Below are 16,412 nucleotides of genomic sequence, written 5' to 3'. Positions count from 1 at the left end.
GAACACCACGGCAAGGGGAGATCACAGCAAGGGGACGCTTATGCGGCGGCGGCGTCTGGCGCCGGCTCGCCCCGCGGCTCTTCGGTCTTCTTGGGCCGCTTGGAGAGGCCGGAGACGCCGCCGGACGACAGCAGGCCGACATCGGCCATCAGCCAGGGGATCGACCACTTGTGCGGGGCCGCGCAATAGCGAGGCTGCCAGAGCGGGTCGTACTTGTCCTTGTACCGGCGCACGCCCTGGAAATTGTAGATTTCCTCGCCGCGCTCGAAGAGCAGGCGTCCGACGCGCGACATGATCGGGGCCAGCGGCCGGTCGTCGAGACCGGCCAGCGGCGCGATACCGAACTCGAAGGCTTCGTAGCCCTGCTCACGGCCCCAGGCGATCAGCTCGACGAACAGATAGTCCATGATGTTGTTGGGCGCTTCGTCAGCGTACCGCATCAGGTCCATGGAAAAGGCCGAACGGCTGGCCGTGGTCCAGAGCGTCGCGAAGGCCACGGGCTTGCCCTCGAATCGCACCAGGGCGACCGGAAACTCCTGCACATAGCCCGGCCAGAAGCCGCCCATGGAAAACCCCTTCTCGCCGCCTGCGTGATGCGACAGCCATTCGTCGGAGATCGCCTGCAGGGTCGGCAACATGGCGGTCACCGCCTCGCCCTGCAGGACCTCGAAGGTCGCGCCCGCCTCGCCGAGCTTGCGCCAGGCGCGCCTGGCCGTGCCGCGCTTGCGGCCGTCCATGGAGAAGCTCTCCAGGGGCACGGCGGCGGTCTCGCCGACCTTCTGAATGGCGAAGCCCAGCTCGACGATTTCCGGCAGGTCCTCGGCGTTGAGGCCATGCACGCCCGGCCGCGCCGCGTGGCTGTCGGCCAGCTCACGGAACCGCCAGAGCAGTTCCTGGCGCTCGTCGCGGCGGCCCACCGGCGCGCCCAGCGCGACCCAGGACCGCCCGCGCACGCCGAACATCAGGAAGCTCTCGCCCGACGCCGAGAACAGGAACCGCTTGTCGCCCAGCAGCGCCAGGTTGGAGCCCGGCTCGGCGACCTCGGCCTTGGCCAGGATCGCGCGCACCCGCTCGTAGTCCGGGTCATGCTCGCCGACCACCGGCGGGGTCGCGGCCGAGACGAACAGACGCCAGACCCCGAACGCGAACAGCACCAGCGCCGCGCCGGCCCAGGCGCGCACTGCCCGCTCGGCGTCGGCGTCGGCCATCACCCGCCACCAGGGCCGGTCGGCGTAGTCGGAATGCTGGAAGGTCCACAGGCCCAGCAGGCCGGTCCCAACCACGGCGCAGGCTGCGCTGAACAGCCAGCCAGGCGTGATCTCCATCCGGGTGAGCCGCGAGGTGCGCGGGAAGGCGCCGTGGAAGGGTGCGAGCGCCGCGGCCAGGACCACGAGCGCGGCGGTCTCCTCCCAGTTGAAACCCTTCAGCAGGGCCAGCGTCGCGCCCAGCAGGAGCGCGCCCAGCGTCGCGTACCAGGCCGCGTCCAGCCGGGCCCGCAGGCCGAACGACAGCAGCACCAGCGCCAGGCCCAGGATACTGGAGAGGAAGTGCGCCGCCTCGATGAGATAGACTGGGGTGATCTGGATCAGCCGCATGAAGCGCACGGGCTCGGACGGCGTGGCGCCCGACACCAGCAGCATGACGCCCGCCGCCGCGGTCAGGATCGCGGCCGTCCAGGGCGCCAGCGCAAACGCCGCCGGGCGAAGGTCCCTCAAGAATTGCATCCAGCCCCGTCGGTCCGTTTCAGAGTGGACGATCTATAGCCGATTTGTGAGGATTGAGCGTCTCAAACGGCTGTTTCGTTGCGCAAACGCCGGCGCTAAGGTGAACCACGCTTCCGCCTTCTGAAGAGTGCTGCAGACCGCCATGGCTGATTTCGGCGCCGCCGACCTCGACACCTTCCGCGCGGAGGTCCGCGCCTGGCTGGAGGCTGAGTATCCGGCCGAGTTGCGCGACGCTGACGCCAAGACCGATCCCGAGGCCGTCTGGGGCGGCCGCGCCTTCGCGGGCTCGGACGACCCGCAGAGCGTCTGGATGCGGCGCTGCGCCGAGCACGGCTTCACCGCCCCGACCTGGCCGAAGGACTACGGCGGAGGCGGGCTGACCGCGGCCCAGGCCCGCGTCGTCGACCAGGAGATCGCGCGGGGCCGCTATCGCCCGCCGCTGCTGTCATTCGGCATCTGGATGCTGGGGCCGGTCCTGCTGGAATACGGCAACGAGGCCCAGAAGGCCGAACACATGCCCAGGATCACCCGCGGCGAGATCCGCTGGTGCCAGGGCTACTCGGAGCCCGGCGCCGGGTCCGACCTCGCGAGCCTCGCCACCAAGTGCGTCGACATGGGCGACCACTGGCAGATCGACGGCCAGAAGGTGTGGACGAGCTACGCCGACAAGGCCGACTGGTGCTTCTGCCTGGTGCGCACCGACGCCACGAAGAAGCACGAGGGCATCTCTTTCGTGCTGATCGATATGGCCTCGCCCGGCGTCGAGACGCGGCCGATCAAGCTGATCAGCGGCGAGAGCCCGTTCTGCGAGACCTTCTTCACCGGCGTGAAGATCCCCAAGGGCAATCTGGTCGGCAAGATCAACGGCGGCTGGGAGATCGCCAAGCGGCTCTTGCAATACGAGCGCCAGAACATCTCCGCCGGCTTCGGCGAGGGCGGCGGCGTGGGCGGCGGCTCGGCGGCGGACCTGGCGGAGATCGCTAAGACCTACGTCGGCCTTGAGGACGGCAGGCTCGCCAACCTGGAGCTGCGCCGCCGGGTCACCCAGAGCAAGATGAACTCCCAGACGCTCCGCCAGACCATCGGCCGGATCGCCGCGGAAAGCCGGGCGTCCAACGGCCCGTCGGCCGCCACCTCGATCATCAAATATGCGGCGGCCGAGTTCGCCAAGGAGCGCGCCGAGCTGGTGGTGGAGGCCATGGGGGGCCTCGGCCTCGGCTGGGACGGCGAAGGCTTCACGCCCACCGAGACCGCGGCGGTGCACGGCTGGCTGCGCACCAAGGCCAACTCCATCGAGGGCGGCACCTCGGAGGTCAATCTGAACGTGATCTCCAAGCGCGTGCTCGGCTTGCCCGACCCGAAATAGACGAAAACGGCCCGTTCTATTTCGAGCGGACCCGAGAGCTGATTTTTAGGACTAGATTTCGATGGCGGATTTTGGCGGCGACACCGAAGCCTCTTTGGGGGCCTTCCGGGCCGAGGCCCGGGCCTGGCTGGACGCGAACTTTCCGAAGGCCCTGGCGAAGGACCCGATGGCGCAGCTCGCCAAGCTGCAGGCCAAGCCCGAGAGCCCCGAGGTCAAGGCCTGGCGCCACGCCTTGGGCGCCAAGGGCTGGGGCGCGCCGACCTGGCCCAAGGAGGTCGGCGGCGGCGGCCTCTCCCGCGCCGAGGCCAAGGTGCTGGCCGAGGAGATGGCCGCCATCGGCGCGCGCAATCCGATCGGCGGCATGGGCATCTCGTTCTTCGGCCCGACGCTCTTGGAATATGGCTCCGAGGCGCTGAAGAAGCAGCACTTCCCGGGCATCGTGAACGGCGACGTCTGGTGGTGCCAGGGCTACTCGGAACCCGGCTCAGGATCGGACTTGGCCTCCCTGCAGACCTTCGCAGAGGACAAGGGCGACCACTTCCTCGTAAATGGTTCAAAAATATGGACTTCTGGCGCACAGAACGCCGACATGTGCTACTGTCTCGTGCGCACCGACAAGGCCAAGAAGCATGAAGGCATCAGCTTCCTGCTGATCGAAATGAAGACGCCGGGCGTCGAGGTGCGGCCGATCCTGTTGATCAATGGCGTCTCGCCCTTCTGCGAGACCTTCTTCACCGACGTGAAGGTTCCGAAGGACCAGCTGTTCGGGCCGCTGAACGGCGGTTGGACGGTGGCCAAGCGGCTGATGCAGTTCGAGCGGGACTCGATCGCGGGCTCGCTGGGCTCGGGCAATATCGGCCAGACGGTCGCCATGCCGACGATCCCGGAGGCCGCGAAGGCGGCGCTGGGCGTCGACGAGGACGGCCGGCTCAGCGATCCGGACCTGCGCCGGCGGATCACCGACCACCTGATGGAGAACCGGGCGTTCCAGCAGACCATGAAGCGGGCGGCCGACGATGCACGGGCCTCCAACGGGCCCTCGAACACCGCGGCGATCATGAAATACGCCGGCGCCAAGATCGCTCACGAGCGCAACGAGCTGATGATCGAGGCCTTCGGCCTGGAGGGCCTGGGCTGGGACGGCGCGGGCTTTTCGGAGCAGCAGCTGGCGGCCGTGCGGTCGTGGCTGCGGTCCAAGGCCAACTCGATCGAGGGCGGCACCTCGGAGATCAACCTGAACATCGTGGCCAAGCGCGTCCTGGGCCTGCCCGATCCCCAGAAGAATTGAACGAAGACACGAGACTCCAAACCATCGCATTTCCGTGCTACGATTTATCTAAAGTATTGAATATATAAGATATTAGGGAGAATTTCAGATGGCCGACTTCGGTGGCTCCGACCAGGACGCCTTCCGCGCCGAGGCGCGCGAGTGGCTCGAGGCCAACTTCCCCAAGTCGCTGGCGAACCAGCCAGTGCAGATGATCCCGGGCGCCGAGGGCCTGAGCGCCGACGGCAAGCTGTGGAAACAGCGGATGGCCGACAAGGGCTGGGGCGCGCCGACCTGGCCGACCGAATATGGCGGCGGCGGCCTGACCGGCGCCCAAGCGCGCGTGCTGCAGCAGGAGATGAACCGCATCGGCGCCGACAATCCGGTGGCCGGCATGGGCACCTCGATGTTCGGCCCGACGCTCTTGGAATACGGCACCGAGGCGCAGAAGAAGCGCCACATCCCGCCGATCGTGCGCGGTGAGCTGCGCTGGTGTCAGGGCTATTCCGAGCCCGGTGCGGGCTCCGATCTCGCGAGCCTTCAGACGAAGTGCGAGGACGCCGGAGACCACTGGAAGATCAACGGCCAGAAGATCTGGACCAGTGGGGCGCAATATGCCGACTGGTGCTTCTGCCTCGTCAGAACAGATACCACGAAAAAGCACGAGGGCATAAGCTTTGTGCTGATCAACATGCATCAGCCGGGCGTGGAAACTCGCCCGATCAAGCTGATCGCCGGCAACTCACCCTTCTGCGAGACCTTCTTCACCGACGCGCGCGCCGAAAAGGACGACATGGTCGGGCCGCTGAACGGCGGCTGGACGGTGGGCAAGCGGCTGTTGCAGCACGAGCGCTCGGGCCAGGGCGGCGGGCGGATGATGGCCGGCCAGGACGTGGTGTCGCTGGCCAAGAAGTACGTGGGCCTCGACGACAAGGGCCGCATCGCCGACCCGGACCTGCGCACTCGCGTCGCCAAGCACATGATGGACGCCCGCGCCCACAGCCTGACCCTGCAGCGCGCGGCGGACGAGGCGAAGGGCAATCAGAACCCCAGCGCCACCACCTAGGTGATGAAGAACTCCGGCACCTGGATCGGTCAGGAAAAGGCCGAGCTGACCGTCGAGATCATGGGCAGCCAGGGCCTGGGCTGGGAGGGCGACGAATATTCCCGCGACGAGCGCGAGGCGGTGCGCACCTGGCTCTCCGGCAAGGCCACCACGATCTTCGGCGGCAGCCAGGAGATCCAGTCGAACATCGTGTCCAAGCGGATCCTGGGCCTGCCGGACACGACGCAGAACGGATAACTGACCCCATCCAGGGGTCATCCCGGAAAGCCGCGAAGACGGCTTGTCCGGGACCCATAGACGCCAAGCTCTCCGGCCGATCCCGAACCGCTGGCGCGTATGGGTCCCGGTCTTTCGCCAAAGCGAAAACCGGGATGACACCTGGGGTTGGGCGAAATCGGAGGAGCTTAGATGGCCGATTTTGGCAGCACCGATCTCGACGCCTTCCGCGCCGAAGCGCACGCGTGGCTCGAAGAGAACTTCCCGGCCTCCCTGCGGCGCGACGCCAGCGCGGTGACCGAGGCCGAGGCCAGCGGCGCGCGGCTCGAGGGCGACGCGGCGCTGTGGAAACAGCGCATGGGCGAAAAGGGCTGGGGCACGCCCACCTGGCCCAAGCACTTGGGCGGCGGCGGGCTTTCGCGGGCCGAGGCCCGGGTGCTGGCCGAGGAGATGGCGGCGATCGGCGCGCCCAATCCGATCGGCGGCATGGGCGTGATCATGTTCGGCCCGACGCTCCTGGAATACGGCAATGAGGATCAGCTTCGGACCCACATCCCGCCGATCGTCAAAGGCGAGCTGCGCTGGTGCCAGGGGTTCTCGGAGCCGGGCGCCGGATCGGACCTGGCCTCCTTGCAGACCAAGGCCGTCGACATGGGCGACCACTACCTGGTCTCCGGCAGCAAGATCTGGACAAGCGGCGCGCACCTCGCCGACTGGTGCTTCTGCCTGGTGCGGACCGACCAGAGCAAAAAGCATGAGGGCATCAGCTTCCTGCTGATCGACATGAAGAGCCCGGGCGTCGAGGCGCGGCCGATCCTGCTGATCAACGGCACCACCCCCTTCTGCGAGACCTTCTTCACCGACGTGAAGGTGCCCAAGGAAAACCTGATGGGGCCGCTGAACGGCGGCTGGACCATCGCCAAGCGCCTGCTGCAGCACGAGCGGCAGGGGATCAGCGGCGCGGGGCAACTGACGTCCGGCGCGCAGGCGGGCGCAACGCCCGGCCCGCCGCTCAACATCCTGGCGCGCGACTATGTGGGCCTGGACGAGGCCGGCGTGCTGGCCGACCAGGACCTGCGCCGCCGGCTAACCGACCACCTGATGGAGGCTCAGGCCTTCCAGCTCACCGGCCTGCGCGCGGCGGCTGAGACGCGGTCCAACTCGGGCCCGTCGGCGGTGTCGTCGGTGCTGAAGAACGTCGGCAGCCAGGTGCGCCAGCAGCGCGCCGAACTGGCCGTGGAGATCCTGGGCGCCCGGGGCCTGGGCTGGGACGGCGAGGGCTTCAGCCGCGACGAGATCGGGACGATGCGCGCCATGCTGCGCAGCAAGTCCGGGACCATCGCCGGCGGGTCGCAGGAGATCCAGAACAACATCATCTCCAAGCGCATCCTGGGTTTGCCCGAGGTGACGCAGGCGAGATAGGGTATCGGCGATAACATAACTCCGCTCTTCCCGGCGAAAGCCGGGATCCAAGCGGGGCTTTGACCAGGCGGACGCGCCGGGAATTTCCCCGGGCTCGGCTTGGGTCCCGGCTTTCGCCGGGATGAGCGGAATATTGATGGAGATTTTTGGCGATGGCTGATTTTGGCGCGACGGACCTGGAGGCCTTCCGGGCGGAGGCGCGGGCGTGGATCGAGGCCAATTTCCCGGCGTCGCTGAAGGGCAAGCCGAGCCCGATGGCGGTCGAGGAGCGGATGAAGCCCAACGCCGACCAGGAAGTCTGGCGCAAGGCGATGGGCGCCAAGGGCTGGGGCGTGCCGACCTGGCCGGCGGCCTATGGCGGCGGCGGGCTGTCGCCGGCCGAGGGCCGCATCGTGCAGCAGGAGATCGCCCGCGCCGGCGCCTACAACCCGATCGGCGGCATGGGCGTGATGATGTTCGGCCCCACGCTGCTGGAATACGGCACCGAGGCGCAGAAGCAGGAGCACATCCCGCCGATCGTGGGCGGCGAGATCGCCTGGTGTCAGGGCTTCTCCGAACCGGGCGCGGGCTCCGACCTCGCAAGTCTTTCTACCAAGGCTGAAGATAAAGGCGACCACTTCGAGATCAACGGCTCGAAAATCTGGACAAGCGGCGCGCAATGGGCCGATTGGTGCTTCTGTCTTGTGCGGACGGATACTTCAAAGAAACATGAAGGCATCTCGTTCGTCCTGTTCACGATGCATCAGCCGGGCGTTGAAGTCCGTCCGATTCCTTTGATCGCCGGCTCTTCACCTTTCTGCGAGACCTTCTTCACCAATGCGCGGGCCGAGAAGAAGGACCTGGTGGGGCCGCTGAACGGCGGCTGGACCATCGCCAAGCGCCTGCTGCAGCACGAGCGTTCGGGCCTGACCGGCGCCGGCGGGGGCCTCGGCTCCGGCGGCAAGCCGCTGGAAGAGCTCGCCAAGCAATATGTCGGGGTCGACGCTCAAGGCCGGATCGCCGACGCGGACCTGCGCACGCGCCTGGTCAACAACGCCATCAACTGGCGCGCCTTCCAGCAGACCGCCATCCGCGCCATGGTCGAGAGCAAGGGCAACGCCGGGCCGTCGTCCGCCACCTCGATCATGAAGAACGCCGGCACCCAGCTGATCCAGGAGCGTCAGGAAATGACGCTGGAGATCATGGGCCACCAGGGCCTGGGCTGGGAGGGCGACGACTTCACCGCCGACGAACTGGCCGCCGTGCGCGGCTGGCTGTTCGGCAAGGCCTTCACGATCTTCGGCGGCTCCCAGGAGGTGCAGTCGAACATCGTCTCCAAGCGCATCCTGGGCCTGCCCGACCTGACCCAAAACCATTAAAAAAACTGAGATTTTGAGAGGAAATTGAAATGGCCGTTCTGAGCGAAGAACAGAGCATGCTGCGCGACGCCGCCAAGAGCTGGGTGCAGGAAAAGTCCCCGGTCACCGCCTTCCGCAAGATGCGCGATAGCGGGGCCGAGCTCGGCTACGACGCCGCCGCCTGGAACGAGATGGCGGAGATGGGCTGGGCCGGGGTGATCATCCCGGAGGAATACGGCGGCTCCAACTTCGGCTACCTGTCGCTCGGCCTGATCCTGGAGGAGCTCGGCCGCACGCTCACCGCCTCCCCGCTGCTGTCGTCGGGCCTCGCCGCCGCGTCGGCGCTGATCCTGGGCGGCTCGGACGCGCAGAAGTCGGAATGGCTGCCGAAGATCGCCGAGGGGACCGCGGTCGGCGCGCTCGCCATCGACGAGGGCCCGCACCACAACCCGTCCAAGGTCGAGGCCACCGTCAGCGGCGGCAAGCTCACCGGCAAGAAGACCTTCGTGCTGGAAGGCATGGCGGCCAATGTGCTGATCGTCTCGGCCAAGGGCCCGGACGGCGTCGGCCTCTTCGTCGTCAAGGCCGATGACGCCGGCGTCAGCCGCACCCGCCTGCACCTGGCCGACAGCCGCGGCGCCGCCAACATCGAGTTCAAGGGCGCGGCCGCCGAGCCGCTCTCGGGCGGCGCGGAGTTGATCGACAAGGTGCTGGACCGCGCCCGCGCCGGCGTCGCCGCCGAGATGCTGGGAAGCGCCCTGCAGGCCTTCGAGACCACGCTCGACTACCTCAAGGTCCGCGTGCAGTTCGGCCAGGTGATCGGCTCCTTCCAGGCCCTGCAGCACCGCGCGGCCAAGATGTTCACCGACCTGGAACTTTCGAGGTCAGCGGTCGAGGCCGCGTTGGCCGCCATCGACTCCGACAGCCCCGACGTGCCGGAGCTGGTGTCGTTGGCGAAGGCCAAGATGGGCGACACCTTCCACCTGGTCTCCAACGAGATGGTCCAGATGCACGGCGGCATCGGCATGACCGACGCCCACGACGCGGGCTTCTACCTGAAGCGCGCCCGCGCGGCCGAAGCGGCGTTCGGGAACCAGGCGTTCCATCGGGACCGCTACGCGCGGATCCAGGGGTACTAGGGCCTGGGCCGCGCCGGCGGCTGGCTGTGAGTTAGTGAAGCCCCGCTGGCGGTGACGCTGGCGGGGCTTTTCTGTGGGTGTCTCTACGCCTTGGGTAGTGGCGCGATCAGCCGTTGAATCGCGAACTTGCCCAATATTCCATCCGCCAACAGTAGCGCCGAAAAGACCTTCCAGAGATCGGAATTCGAGGCGGCCGAGAAGCCTGCCAGGAGCAACAGCACGGGAAAGGCAGCCCCAATCGCCAAGACGACGACAACAGCCGAGAGGGTTTGTTTCGAACTCCGTCGGCTGACGATAAAACCCTCAACGTCCGGCCCAAGCAGCATCAGTGACGAGGCCGAAAGCAGCGTACCCACTAGGCCGACGTTGCCATGCTGGAAGGCCGCGTAGAGCACGCCACCAGCAACAAGCCCCACGAACGCGAGCAGCCGTCTCCGTTGATCTGTCACTGAACCTCCGGTTCGACCATCGGGTTGAACTGAAGCTCTAGCTTCGAAGGGGTCAAGGCTGGAGACGCTCTCTCTTGGATCGATCTCTCCCCAAACCCCATGCCCAGATTGCCGCTCTGGCGCCGGGCTTCGTCAAGGACGAGGGCTCAAGCCCTCGCCGCGGCGCGGCGCGCCCTTGGCGCGTCCTTGACCAAGTCCGACGCCAGGGCACACGTTCCACCATGGGGTTTAAGGGGTGGGGTGTTTGCGCTTTCCCCGCGCCTCTCCCGGACGCGGCAGCGTCGCGGGAGAGGTTGGAAGAGGGCGGCGCGGGCGGCGGGATCGGCCCGGCCGTTGGACCCGCTGGCCCTTGAGCCAATGTCGGCGCCGAATTCCCTCGGCGGAGCCGCCCTCTCCCCGCCTCTCCCACGGCGCTGCCGCGCCTGGGAGAGGGGCAGGCCGGCAACCATGGAGACGCCGCCTGGAGATGGCCTATCGGGACCGGCGGCGGGCCGAGGGCTTGAGGCGGCCCAGGCCCGGAGACGTGCTCCGCCGCCGGGCGCCGCTATCCTGACCATCGGCGGACAAACTTGCGGACCGCCGATATTTCTACCTTGACGACTCCGCATTCAAAACGCAGCTTTTGCGCGATCAGTCGGGGCGCGTAATTTTCCAAAGTACAATCTAGAGCGTTCATCGTCGCCTCGGCGGCGAAGGAGGGCTCGTCCGTGCGCGTAGAGTCAGTGGCCTGGGTTCCGCGCTGAGAGGCCGTCGCCTCCACGCGACAACCCATTGTCGTCATTCGCAAAACTCTTTCGCCCGTGCGCGGGCGCATTTCATCCTGGGGGGAACCATGGTCCATGAATCAAGGTCGCCGGTCGTTGCGCGCGGCGGCGAGGTCACTGTCTATGGCGCGGCCGCGCCGCGGCTCTCGCGCCGCGCCGCCAAGCCGGCGCTCGTCTGCGCCACGGCGGCGCTGTGCCTGTTCACCAGCGGCTGCGCGACGTTCAAGGGCGCGAGTCCTGTGGTCAACAATCAGGGACCGGTTGTTCCGCGCGAAGACGGCAGAACCACGCCGTATCCCGATGACCCCGTCCTGCAAGCCTTCAGGGACGCATATGAGGCTTCAAGGCTGGCCAGCGCCGCGGCCGCCAAGGTCCCGAAGACGAGCGCCGCCGACATCACGCCGCCTCCCCCGCCGACCAAGTCGAACGACGCGTCGACCGGCGACGCCCCTCCCCCGCAGCCGCCGACCGATGAAAACCTGAAGGCGCTGGCGATGGTGGCCGCCGCCGTGCCGCTGATCACGCAGAACTGCGACAACTACTTCGCGTCGAACGGCGAGGAGGAAACCTACCTGCTGTTCGGCAAGGACGCGCTGACGGTGGGCAGCGGGTTGGGGTCGGCGGTGCTCTCGGCGTCGCGGGCCACGGCACGGACGGTCAGCGCCGCCGCCATCGGCTTTTCGACGGTCACCGCCTCCACCGACATCTATCACAAGCACCTGACGTTCGGCGCGACCTTCGCCTGGTCGGCGCAGAAGATGGTGCGCACGAACATTCAGGCGCTCTGGGACGGTGTCCGCAACAAGGACATAACCGACTACACCTTCGGCTTCGCCGTGCAGGACATCCGCGACATCCAGGCCAAATGCACGCCCTATGTGATCATCTCCGACATGACGGATGCGATCGCGAACAACGCCGTGACGGCCGCGCCGGCAACGCCGCCGATCTCGGACAAGTTCGACACCGGAAACAAGACGGACAACACCGGCGGCGGGGCGCCGACCCCGGCCGCCGGCGCGACGCCCGGGGGCGCGGCGCCCGGCGGCGCCCCAGCCCCCAAAACGCCGCCGACCCCGACCGCCGACGACACGAAGAAAGCCAAGACGCTGCAGTCGAAAGCCAAGTCCCTGCAAACCCAACTGCAGGCCTTCGTCGACAAGGGACTGGTGGCCGACCCAGGCCTGGCGTTCAAAAACCTCGATGAAGTCGCCAAGGGACAGACTCCGACGGCGCCGCCACCACCGCCCCAAGCACCAACCGCCCCCTCGCAGCCGCCAGGCCAGGCCCCCGCGAAGCAACCCCAACCGCGGCCGGCGGCGAAGTTCCCCGCGCAAACCCGCCTGAAGCTCGTCCCCGCCAACTGACGGAGCGCAGGATAGTTCTCTTTTTGTTCACGTCTGACGGCGTTTCGGCCTAGACTGCCGGGATGCCGTCAGAGCGAACCTTCGCCGCCCGTCCCTCCGGTCCCGCCAAATCCTGGCCGATCCCGCCGATGGATCATGAGAGCGGGGACAAGCCGTCGGCCTTCACGTGGGCGATGGGGCGTTTGATCCTGCAGCGGATGGCGGACCGGGAGACCATCCGGGCGATCACCGCCGATCCGCGGATGCCGGCCTATTGCACCGTGTTCCACTGGGTGAAGGTCGTGCCCGGGTTCGGGGAGGCCTATCGGCGGGTGCGCGCGGTGCTGGCCGAGGTGGAGCAGCAGGAACGGGCTGAGCTGCGGCGGGTGAAGGCGCAGGCGCGGGACCGGGCGCGGCTGGCGGCGGGCAAGCGCGTGCGGACCTGGGTTTCGGGGCGCAGGAGCAGCTACACGCCGGCGTGGGGCGAGGCGGTGTGCGCGGCGGTCGAGGACGGGGCGGCGCTGAGCGCCGTGGTGCGGCGGCCGGGGATGCCCTCGTCCAAGGCGGTCTACACGTGGCTGCGGAAATTCCCGGCGTTCAAGGCGGCGTACATCGAAGCCTGCCGCCGCCGCGAGGTCGGGCTGTGGTGCGAGCGCGACATGGTCATCGACCGGTCGATCGACCTGGGCATCGCCTTCAACATTGCAGAGGCCAACGCCGAAATCGCGGCCATCGAGGGACGGATCGGGCGGCTGACGCCGAAGATCTACCGCCCGGCGGCGTCGGGGTGGCGGGGCTGAGCGGCGCCAAGGCTTAGCGCCCGCCGCCACGCAACATATCCAGCCGCCAGCCGTTACGGGGGCCATCGCCCATGGACCGTCGCCGCAGTGGCGACAGCCTTCCCCATCGGCAGGAGACCATCATGTTTCGTAAGACCATCCTCGCGTCCCTCCTCGTCTCAAGCGCCATGACCCTGGCGCTCGCGGCGCCCGCCTCGGCGGCCAGCACCTCGGACCGGGCGCGCGAAGCCATCGCCGCGGCAGAGGCCAAGCTGCAGACCGCCGAATCCATGGGCGCCTCGACCGACGCGCCCCGCGACACCGCCGATGCGCGCGCCGCGCTCGCCGACGCCCGGGAAGACTTCAAGCGCGGCGACCGCGAGCCTGCGCTGCGCGAGGCGATCCGCGCCCAGGCGCTCGCCGACACCGCGATCGGCATGGCCCAGCACCACAAGTCCGAGGCCGTCGCCCAGGCGCGCGACGCCCAGCGGGAGACCGCCGAAGCGGCCCGCGCCCAGCTCAACGCCGAGCATGAACGCGCCGCGGGCGCCCAGGACCAGGCGCGCGACGCCCAGCAGCAGGCCGCAGCGGCCCAGCAGCAGGCGATCGACTCCCAGCGCCAGGCGGCGGAAGCCAATGCGCGCGCCGAAAACGCCGAGCAGTCCGCCGCCGCCTCCGCGGCTGACGCGGCCGCCGCCCGCAACGCCGCGGCGCTGGCCGCCCAGACGCCGCCGCCCGCGCCTGTGGTCGAGACCACCACCACGACCACCAAGCGTCCGGCCCACAAAGTCACCCACACCACGGTGACGCACCATACGACCACGACGACGACCGGCGCCGTGGCCCCGTCCTCGGACCAGGTGACCACGACCACCAAGGTCACCCCGCAGTAGAGGCTGTCTCTCCTCCGCCCATCCCGGCTTTGGCGGGATGGGCGGCGAAGGCTATGGTCCCTCTCGGCGCCCTGGCCGCCGGGAGGACCCCTATGATCGCGCGAACCGCCGCCTGCGTTTGCGGCCGGGTCCGGCTGCGGCTTTCCGGCGCGCCGATCCTCAGCGCAGCGTGCTGCTGCAGCGACTGCCAGGCGGGCGGGCGGCTGATCGAATCCAGGCCGCACGCCGCGCCGATCCGCGACGCCTATGGCGCGACGCCCTATCTGATCTACCGCAACGACCGCTTCGCCTGCGTGGCGGGGGAGGAGGCGCTGGAGGCGATCAAGCTCGCCCCGGACGCGCCGACCACGCGCTATGTGGCCACCTGCTGCAATTCCGGGATGTACCTGAAGCACGGCCCCGGCTGGTGGACCTCGGTCTACCGCGCCCGGGTGGCCGACGATCCGCCGCCGGTGGCGTTCCGCAACAAGACCGCGAGCCTGCCGGCCGGCGTGACGCTCCCCGCCGACATCCCGGCCTACCCGGGATTTCCGCCGCAGCTCATTCTGCGCCTGCTGGCGGCGCGGCTGGCGATGATGTTCGCGCCAGCACCGCGCGGAAGCGCGGGCCGCCCAAGCGCCTGAATGCTATGTCGGGCGCGAACGGGGGGAGCGCGTGTCATGGAAATTCACCGGCCAAAGGCGATCCACGGCCTGCGGGAACTGGCCAAGGAGATCGCGATCATCGTGGTCGGCGTGCTGATCGCGCTCGGCGCCGAGCAGGCGGTGGAGGCCCTGCACTGGGCGCACCGGGTGGCCGACGCCGAGGACGCCATGCGCGTCGAGCTGAGGCACGGCGAGCGCGACGCCTACTACCGATTGGCGATCCGGCCCTGCGCGGTGGCGCAGCTCGACGGGATCGAGCGCGCGCTGGCCGCCTCGCGCGATCGGGGAACGCCGGTGGCGGCGATCGCGCCCTACAGACGCCCCCGGCGGCCCTGGCAGAGCGACGCCTGGGACAGCGCGCGCGCCCTGCAGATCACCGGCCACATGCCGACCGCGCGGCTGTCCGCCTGGTCACAGGCCTATTTCTTCGCCGAGGTCCTGCACGCGACGCAGCCGCAGGAGCGGGCGGCGCTGAGCGAGATCAACACGCTGACGCTGAACGCCGGCCGGCTGCAGCCGGCGGAGCGCGACCGGCTGTATGGCGCCCTGGTGCGGGCGCGCGAGCTGCTGACCGACATGGACCTGGGCGGCTGGCTGCTGATCCAGCGAGGCAAGGCGCTGGGCCTTCAGCTGTCGTCGGCCGAGAAGGCCGCCGAGCTCGCCTCGGCGCGCGATGGTTTCGGGGCCTGCGCCGCGGCGCCGGACATGGGCCAGGCGCCGCACTAGGCGCTCACTCCGTCAGGAATTTTTGGGGGTCGATGGTCTGGGCGCGGACGTTGCCGCTGGGTGCGTTGTAGAGGACATAGCTCAGCGTCTGGGTGACCACGCCGCCGTCGCGGTACTGGGTCTGCAGCCGGTCCGGGTCGGGGAATTCGGCGGCGCGGTCGATGGCCACGAACGAGCGGCAGTCCTCCGCCAGGTCCGCGCCGATGGCGTACTGGATGTGATAGTCGCCGTCCGGCAGCGGGCCGACCTTGGCGTGGCCGCCCTTGCTGACGAAGAAGGCCAGGCGCGCGCGGCCGGAATGGGCGTCGCGCAGCTTGATGATCGAGGCGCCCTCCGAGCCGTTGGTGATCTCCAGGTGGTGGCCGAAGGCGCTTTGCGCCACCGCGCCCTCGATCAGCGCCCCGTCGGCGGGCGGATGGGCGCAGAGCGCCGCGGCGGGGATCGCGCGGACCGCCGTGGGCGCGGCCGGCGCCTCGGGCTGGGCCTGGGCCTCGGACGCCGCGGGCGAGGCGCCGGGCGGCGGCGGGCGGGCGGCGTTCAGCGCGCCGACCGACTGGCCCTGGAACCAGATGCCGACCGCGATCACCGGGGCGGCGACGCCGAGCGCGATCTGGCCCATCATCCGGGCGCGGGGCGAGGCGGTGGCTTCCGTGCGCGCGAAGGGATCTCGGTCGTAGGCGGCGCGGCCCTGGGCGGTGGAGAGCGTCGCGTAGGCCTCGCTGAGCAGCTTGAAGCGCGCCGCGGCGGCGGGGTCGGGATTGCGGTCGGGATGGCAGGCCTTGGCCAGCGTGCGGAAGGCGCGCGCGATCTCGTCCTGCGCGCAGTCCGGCGCCAGGCCTAGGAGGCGATAGTAGCCGTTGGGATCCTGCCGGCTCACGGCGGCAGGATGGCACGATCAGGCTTTACACACCGTGCAGCGGCGCCGCGGTCCCGCCGTTGGAGCGAAACCGCGCGCTCCGCCGGGGCTATTTCTTCTTGTCAGCCTTGGCGTCGGCCTTCGCATCGGCCTTGGCGTCCTTCGCGTCCGCCTTGGCGGCGTCGGCGGCCGGCTTGGCCTTTTTCTTGTGGTGGACCTTGGCCTTTTCCGGCGGGTTCGGAATGGGCGCCATCGTGCCCGGCTGGGCGAGCGTGGCGCTCGCCATGAAGGCCGTGGCCACCAGCGCCAGGCCGAATGTCTTGAGTTTCATGTCAGAAGCCTCCCTGTTGCGGTCCGGTCTGCGATTCAGCGCCGGACTCACCGCGGACACGGTAATCTAGAGCGGCGCGGCTGTGGA

Annotated in this window: 16 protein-coding genes; 12 read left to right on the top strand and 4 right to left on the bottom strand. The window is 68.8% G+C overall.

Annotated features, from left to right (window positions below; all coding sequences use genetic code 11):
• Positions 1-38: 38 nt before the first annotated feature.
• Positions 39-1,724 carry a bifunctional lysylphosphatidylglycerol flippase/synthetase MprF gene (locus tag VKQ35_RS11520; protein WP_324361685.1) on the bottom strand — a complete coding sequence of 562 codons (1,686 nt, stop codon included), beginning with the start codon at positions 1,722-1,724 and terminating at the stop codon, positions 39-41.
• A gap of 142 nt (positions 1,725-1,866) precedes the next feature.
• On the opposite strand from VKQ35_RS11520, the gene VKQ35_RS11515 reads away from it, so the two are divergent.
• The 7 genes from VKQ35_RS11515 (at position 1,867) to VKQ35_RS11485 (ending at position 9,537) form a co-directional block, all read left to right on the top strand.
• Positions 1,867-3,090 (top strand): acyl-CoA dehydrogenase family protein, encoded by a 1,224-nt coding sequence (locus VKQ35_RS11515; protein ID WP_324361683.1) that lies wholly within the window; start codon positions 1,867-1,869, stop codon positions 3,088-3,090.
• Between the two features lie 61 nt (positions 3,091-3,151).
• On the top strand, positions 3,152-4,378 hold the full coding sequence (locus tag VKQ35_RS11510) for an acyl-CoA dehydrogenase family protein (protein WP_324361681.1): 1,227 nt from the start codon (positions 3,152-3,154) through the stop codon (positions 4,376-4,378).
• Between the two features lie 88 nt (positions 4,379-4,466).
• Positions 4,467-5,423, top strand: a complete 957-nt coding sequence (locus tag VKQ35_RS11505) for an acyl-CoA dehydrogenase family protein (RefSeq protein ID WP_324361679.1) — start codon at positions 4,467-4,469, stop codon at positions 5,421-5,423.
• Positions 5,424-5,426: 3 nt separating this feature from the next.
• The gene (locus tag VKQ35_RS11500) at positions 5,427-5,660 is read left to right on the top strand and encodes an acyl-CoA dehydrogenase family protein (RefSeq protein WP_324361713.1); all 234 of its coding nucleotides are present in this window, start codon (positions 5,427-5,429) and stop codon (positions 5,658-5,660) included.
• Between the two features lie 171 nt (positions 5,661-5,831).
• Entirely contained in the window at positions 5,832-7,061 is a 1,230-nt protein-coding gene (locus VKQ35_RS11495) for an acyl-CoA dehydrogenase family protein (RefSeq protein ID WP_324361677.1), read from the top strand.
• Positions 7,062-7,213: 152 nt separating this feature from the next.
• Entirely contained in the window at positions 7,214-8,419 is a 1,206-nt protein-coding gene (locus VKQ35_RS11490; protein ID WP_324361675.1) for an acyl-CoA dehydrogenase family protein, read from the top strand.
• A 29-nt stretch (positions 8,420-8,448) separates the two neighbouring features.
• Positions 8,449-9,537 carry an acyl-CoA dehydrogenase family protein gene (locus VKQ35_RS11485; protein WP_324361673.1) on the top strand — a complete coding sequence of 363 codons (1,089 nt, stop codon included), beginning with the start codon at positions 8,449-8,451 and terminating at the stop codon, positions 9,535-9,537.
• Positions 9,538-9,620: 83 nt separating this feature from the next.
• On the opposite strand, the gene VKQ35_RS11480 is transcribed toward VKQ35_RS11485, so the two are convergent.
• Positions 9,621-9,986 carry a hypothetical protein gene (locus VKQ35_RS11480; RefSeq protein WP_324361671.1) on the bottom strand — a complete coding sequence of 122 codons (366 nt, stop codon included), beginning with the start codon at positions 9,984-9,986 and terminating at the stop codon, positions 9,621-9,623.
• Between the two features lie 832 nt (positions 9,987-10,818).
• Between VKQ35_RS11480 and VKQ35_RS11475 the strand changes: the two genes are divergently transcribed.
• The 5 genes from VKQ35_RS11475 to VKQ35_RS11455 all read left to right on the top strand — a co-directional run bounded on the left by VKQ35_RS11475 (position 10,819) and on the right by VKQ35_RS11455 (position 15,138).
• Complete coding sequence (locus VKQ35_RS11475) at positions 10,819-12,117, top strand: hypothetical protein (RefSeq protein ID WP_324361670.1); 1,299 nt, start codon at positions 10,819-10,821, stop codon at positions 12,115-12,117.
• A 62-nt stretch (positions 12,118-12,179) separates the two neighbouring features.
• Positions 12,180-12,896 (top strand): hypothetical protein, encoded by a 717-nt coding sequence (locus VKQ35_RS11470; RefSeq protein WP_324361668.1) that lies wholly within the window; start codon positions 12,180-12,182, stop codon positions 12,894-12,896.
• Between the two features lie 122 nt (positions 12,897-13,018).
• Positions 13,019-13,768, top strand: coding sequence for a hypothetical protein (locus VKQ35_RS11465; RefSeq protein WP_324361666.1), 750 nt, complete (start codon positions 13,019-13,021; stop codon positions 13,766-13,768).
• 92 nt (positions 13,769-13,860) lie between these two features.
• The gene (locus VKQ35_RS11460) at positions 13,861-14,391 is read left to right on the top strand and encodes a hypothetical protein (RefSeq protein ID WP_324361664.1); all 531 of its coding nucleotides are present in this window, start codon (positions 13,861-13,863) and stop codon (positions 14,389-14,391) included.
• Between the two features lie 36 nt (positions 14,392-14,427).
• Positions 14,428-15,138 (top strand): hypothetical protein, encoded by a 711-nt coding sequence (locus VKQ35_RS11455; RefSeq protein ID WP_324361662.1) that lies wholly within the window; start codon positions 14,428-14,430, stop codon positions 15,136-15,138.
• Positions 15,139-15,142: 4 nt separating this feature from the next.
• Here the strand turns inward: VKQ35_RS11455 and VKQ35_RS11450 are convergent, their stop codons facing one another.
• Positions 15,143-16,015, bottom strand: a complete 873-nt coding sequence (locus tag VKQ35_RS11450; protein WP_324361661.1) for a J domain-containing protein — start codon at positions 16,013-16,015, stop codon at positions 15,143-15,145.
• A gap of 88 nt (positions 16,016-16,103) precedes the next feature.
• Positions 16,104-16,325 carry a hypothetical protein gene (locus VKQ35_RS11445; protein ID WP_324361659.1) on the bottom strand — a complete coding sequence of 74 codons (222 nt, stop codon included), beginning with the start codon at positions 16,323-16,325 and terminating at the stop codon, positions 16,104-16,106.
• Positions 16,326-16,412 lie beyond the last annotated feature (87 nt).

This window comes from Phenylobacterium sp., assembly GCF_035309685.1.
Classification (GTDB): domain Bacteria; phylum Pseudomonadota; class Alphaproteobacteria; order Caulobacterales; family Caulobacteraceae; genus Phenylobacterium.
Note: the sequence above shows the minus strand (reverse complement) of the source record. Positions and strands in the feature narration are given on the sequence as shown.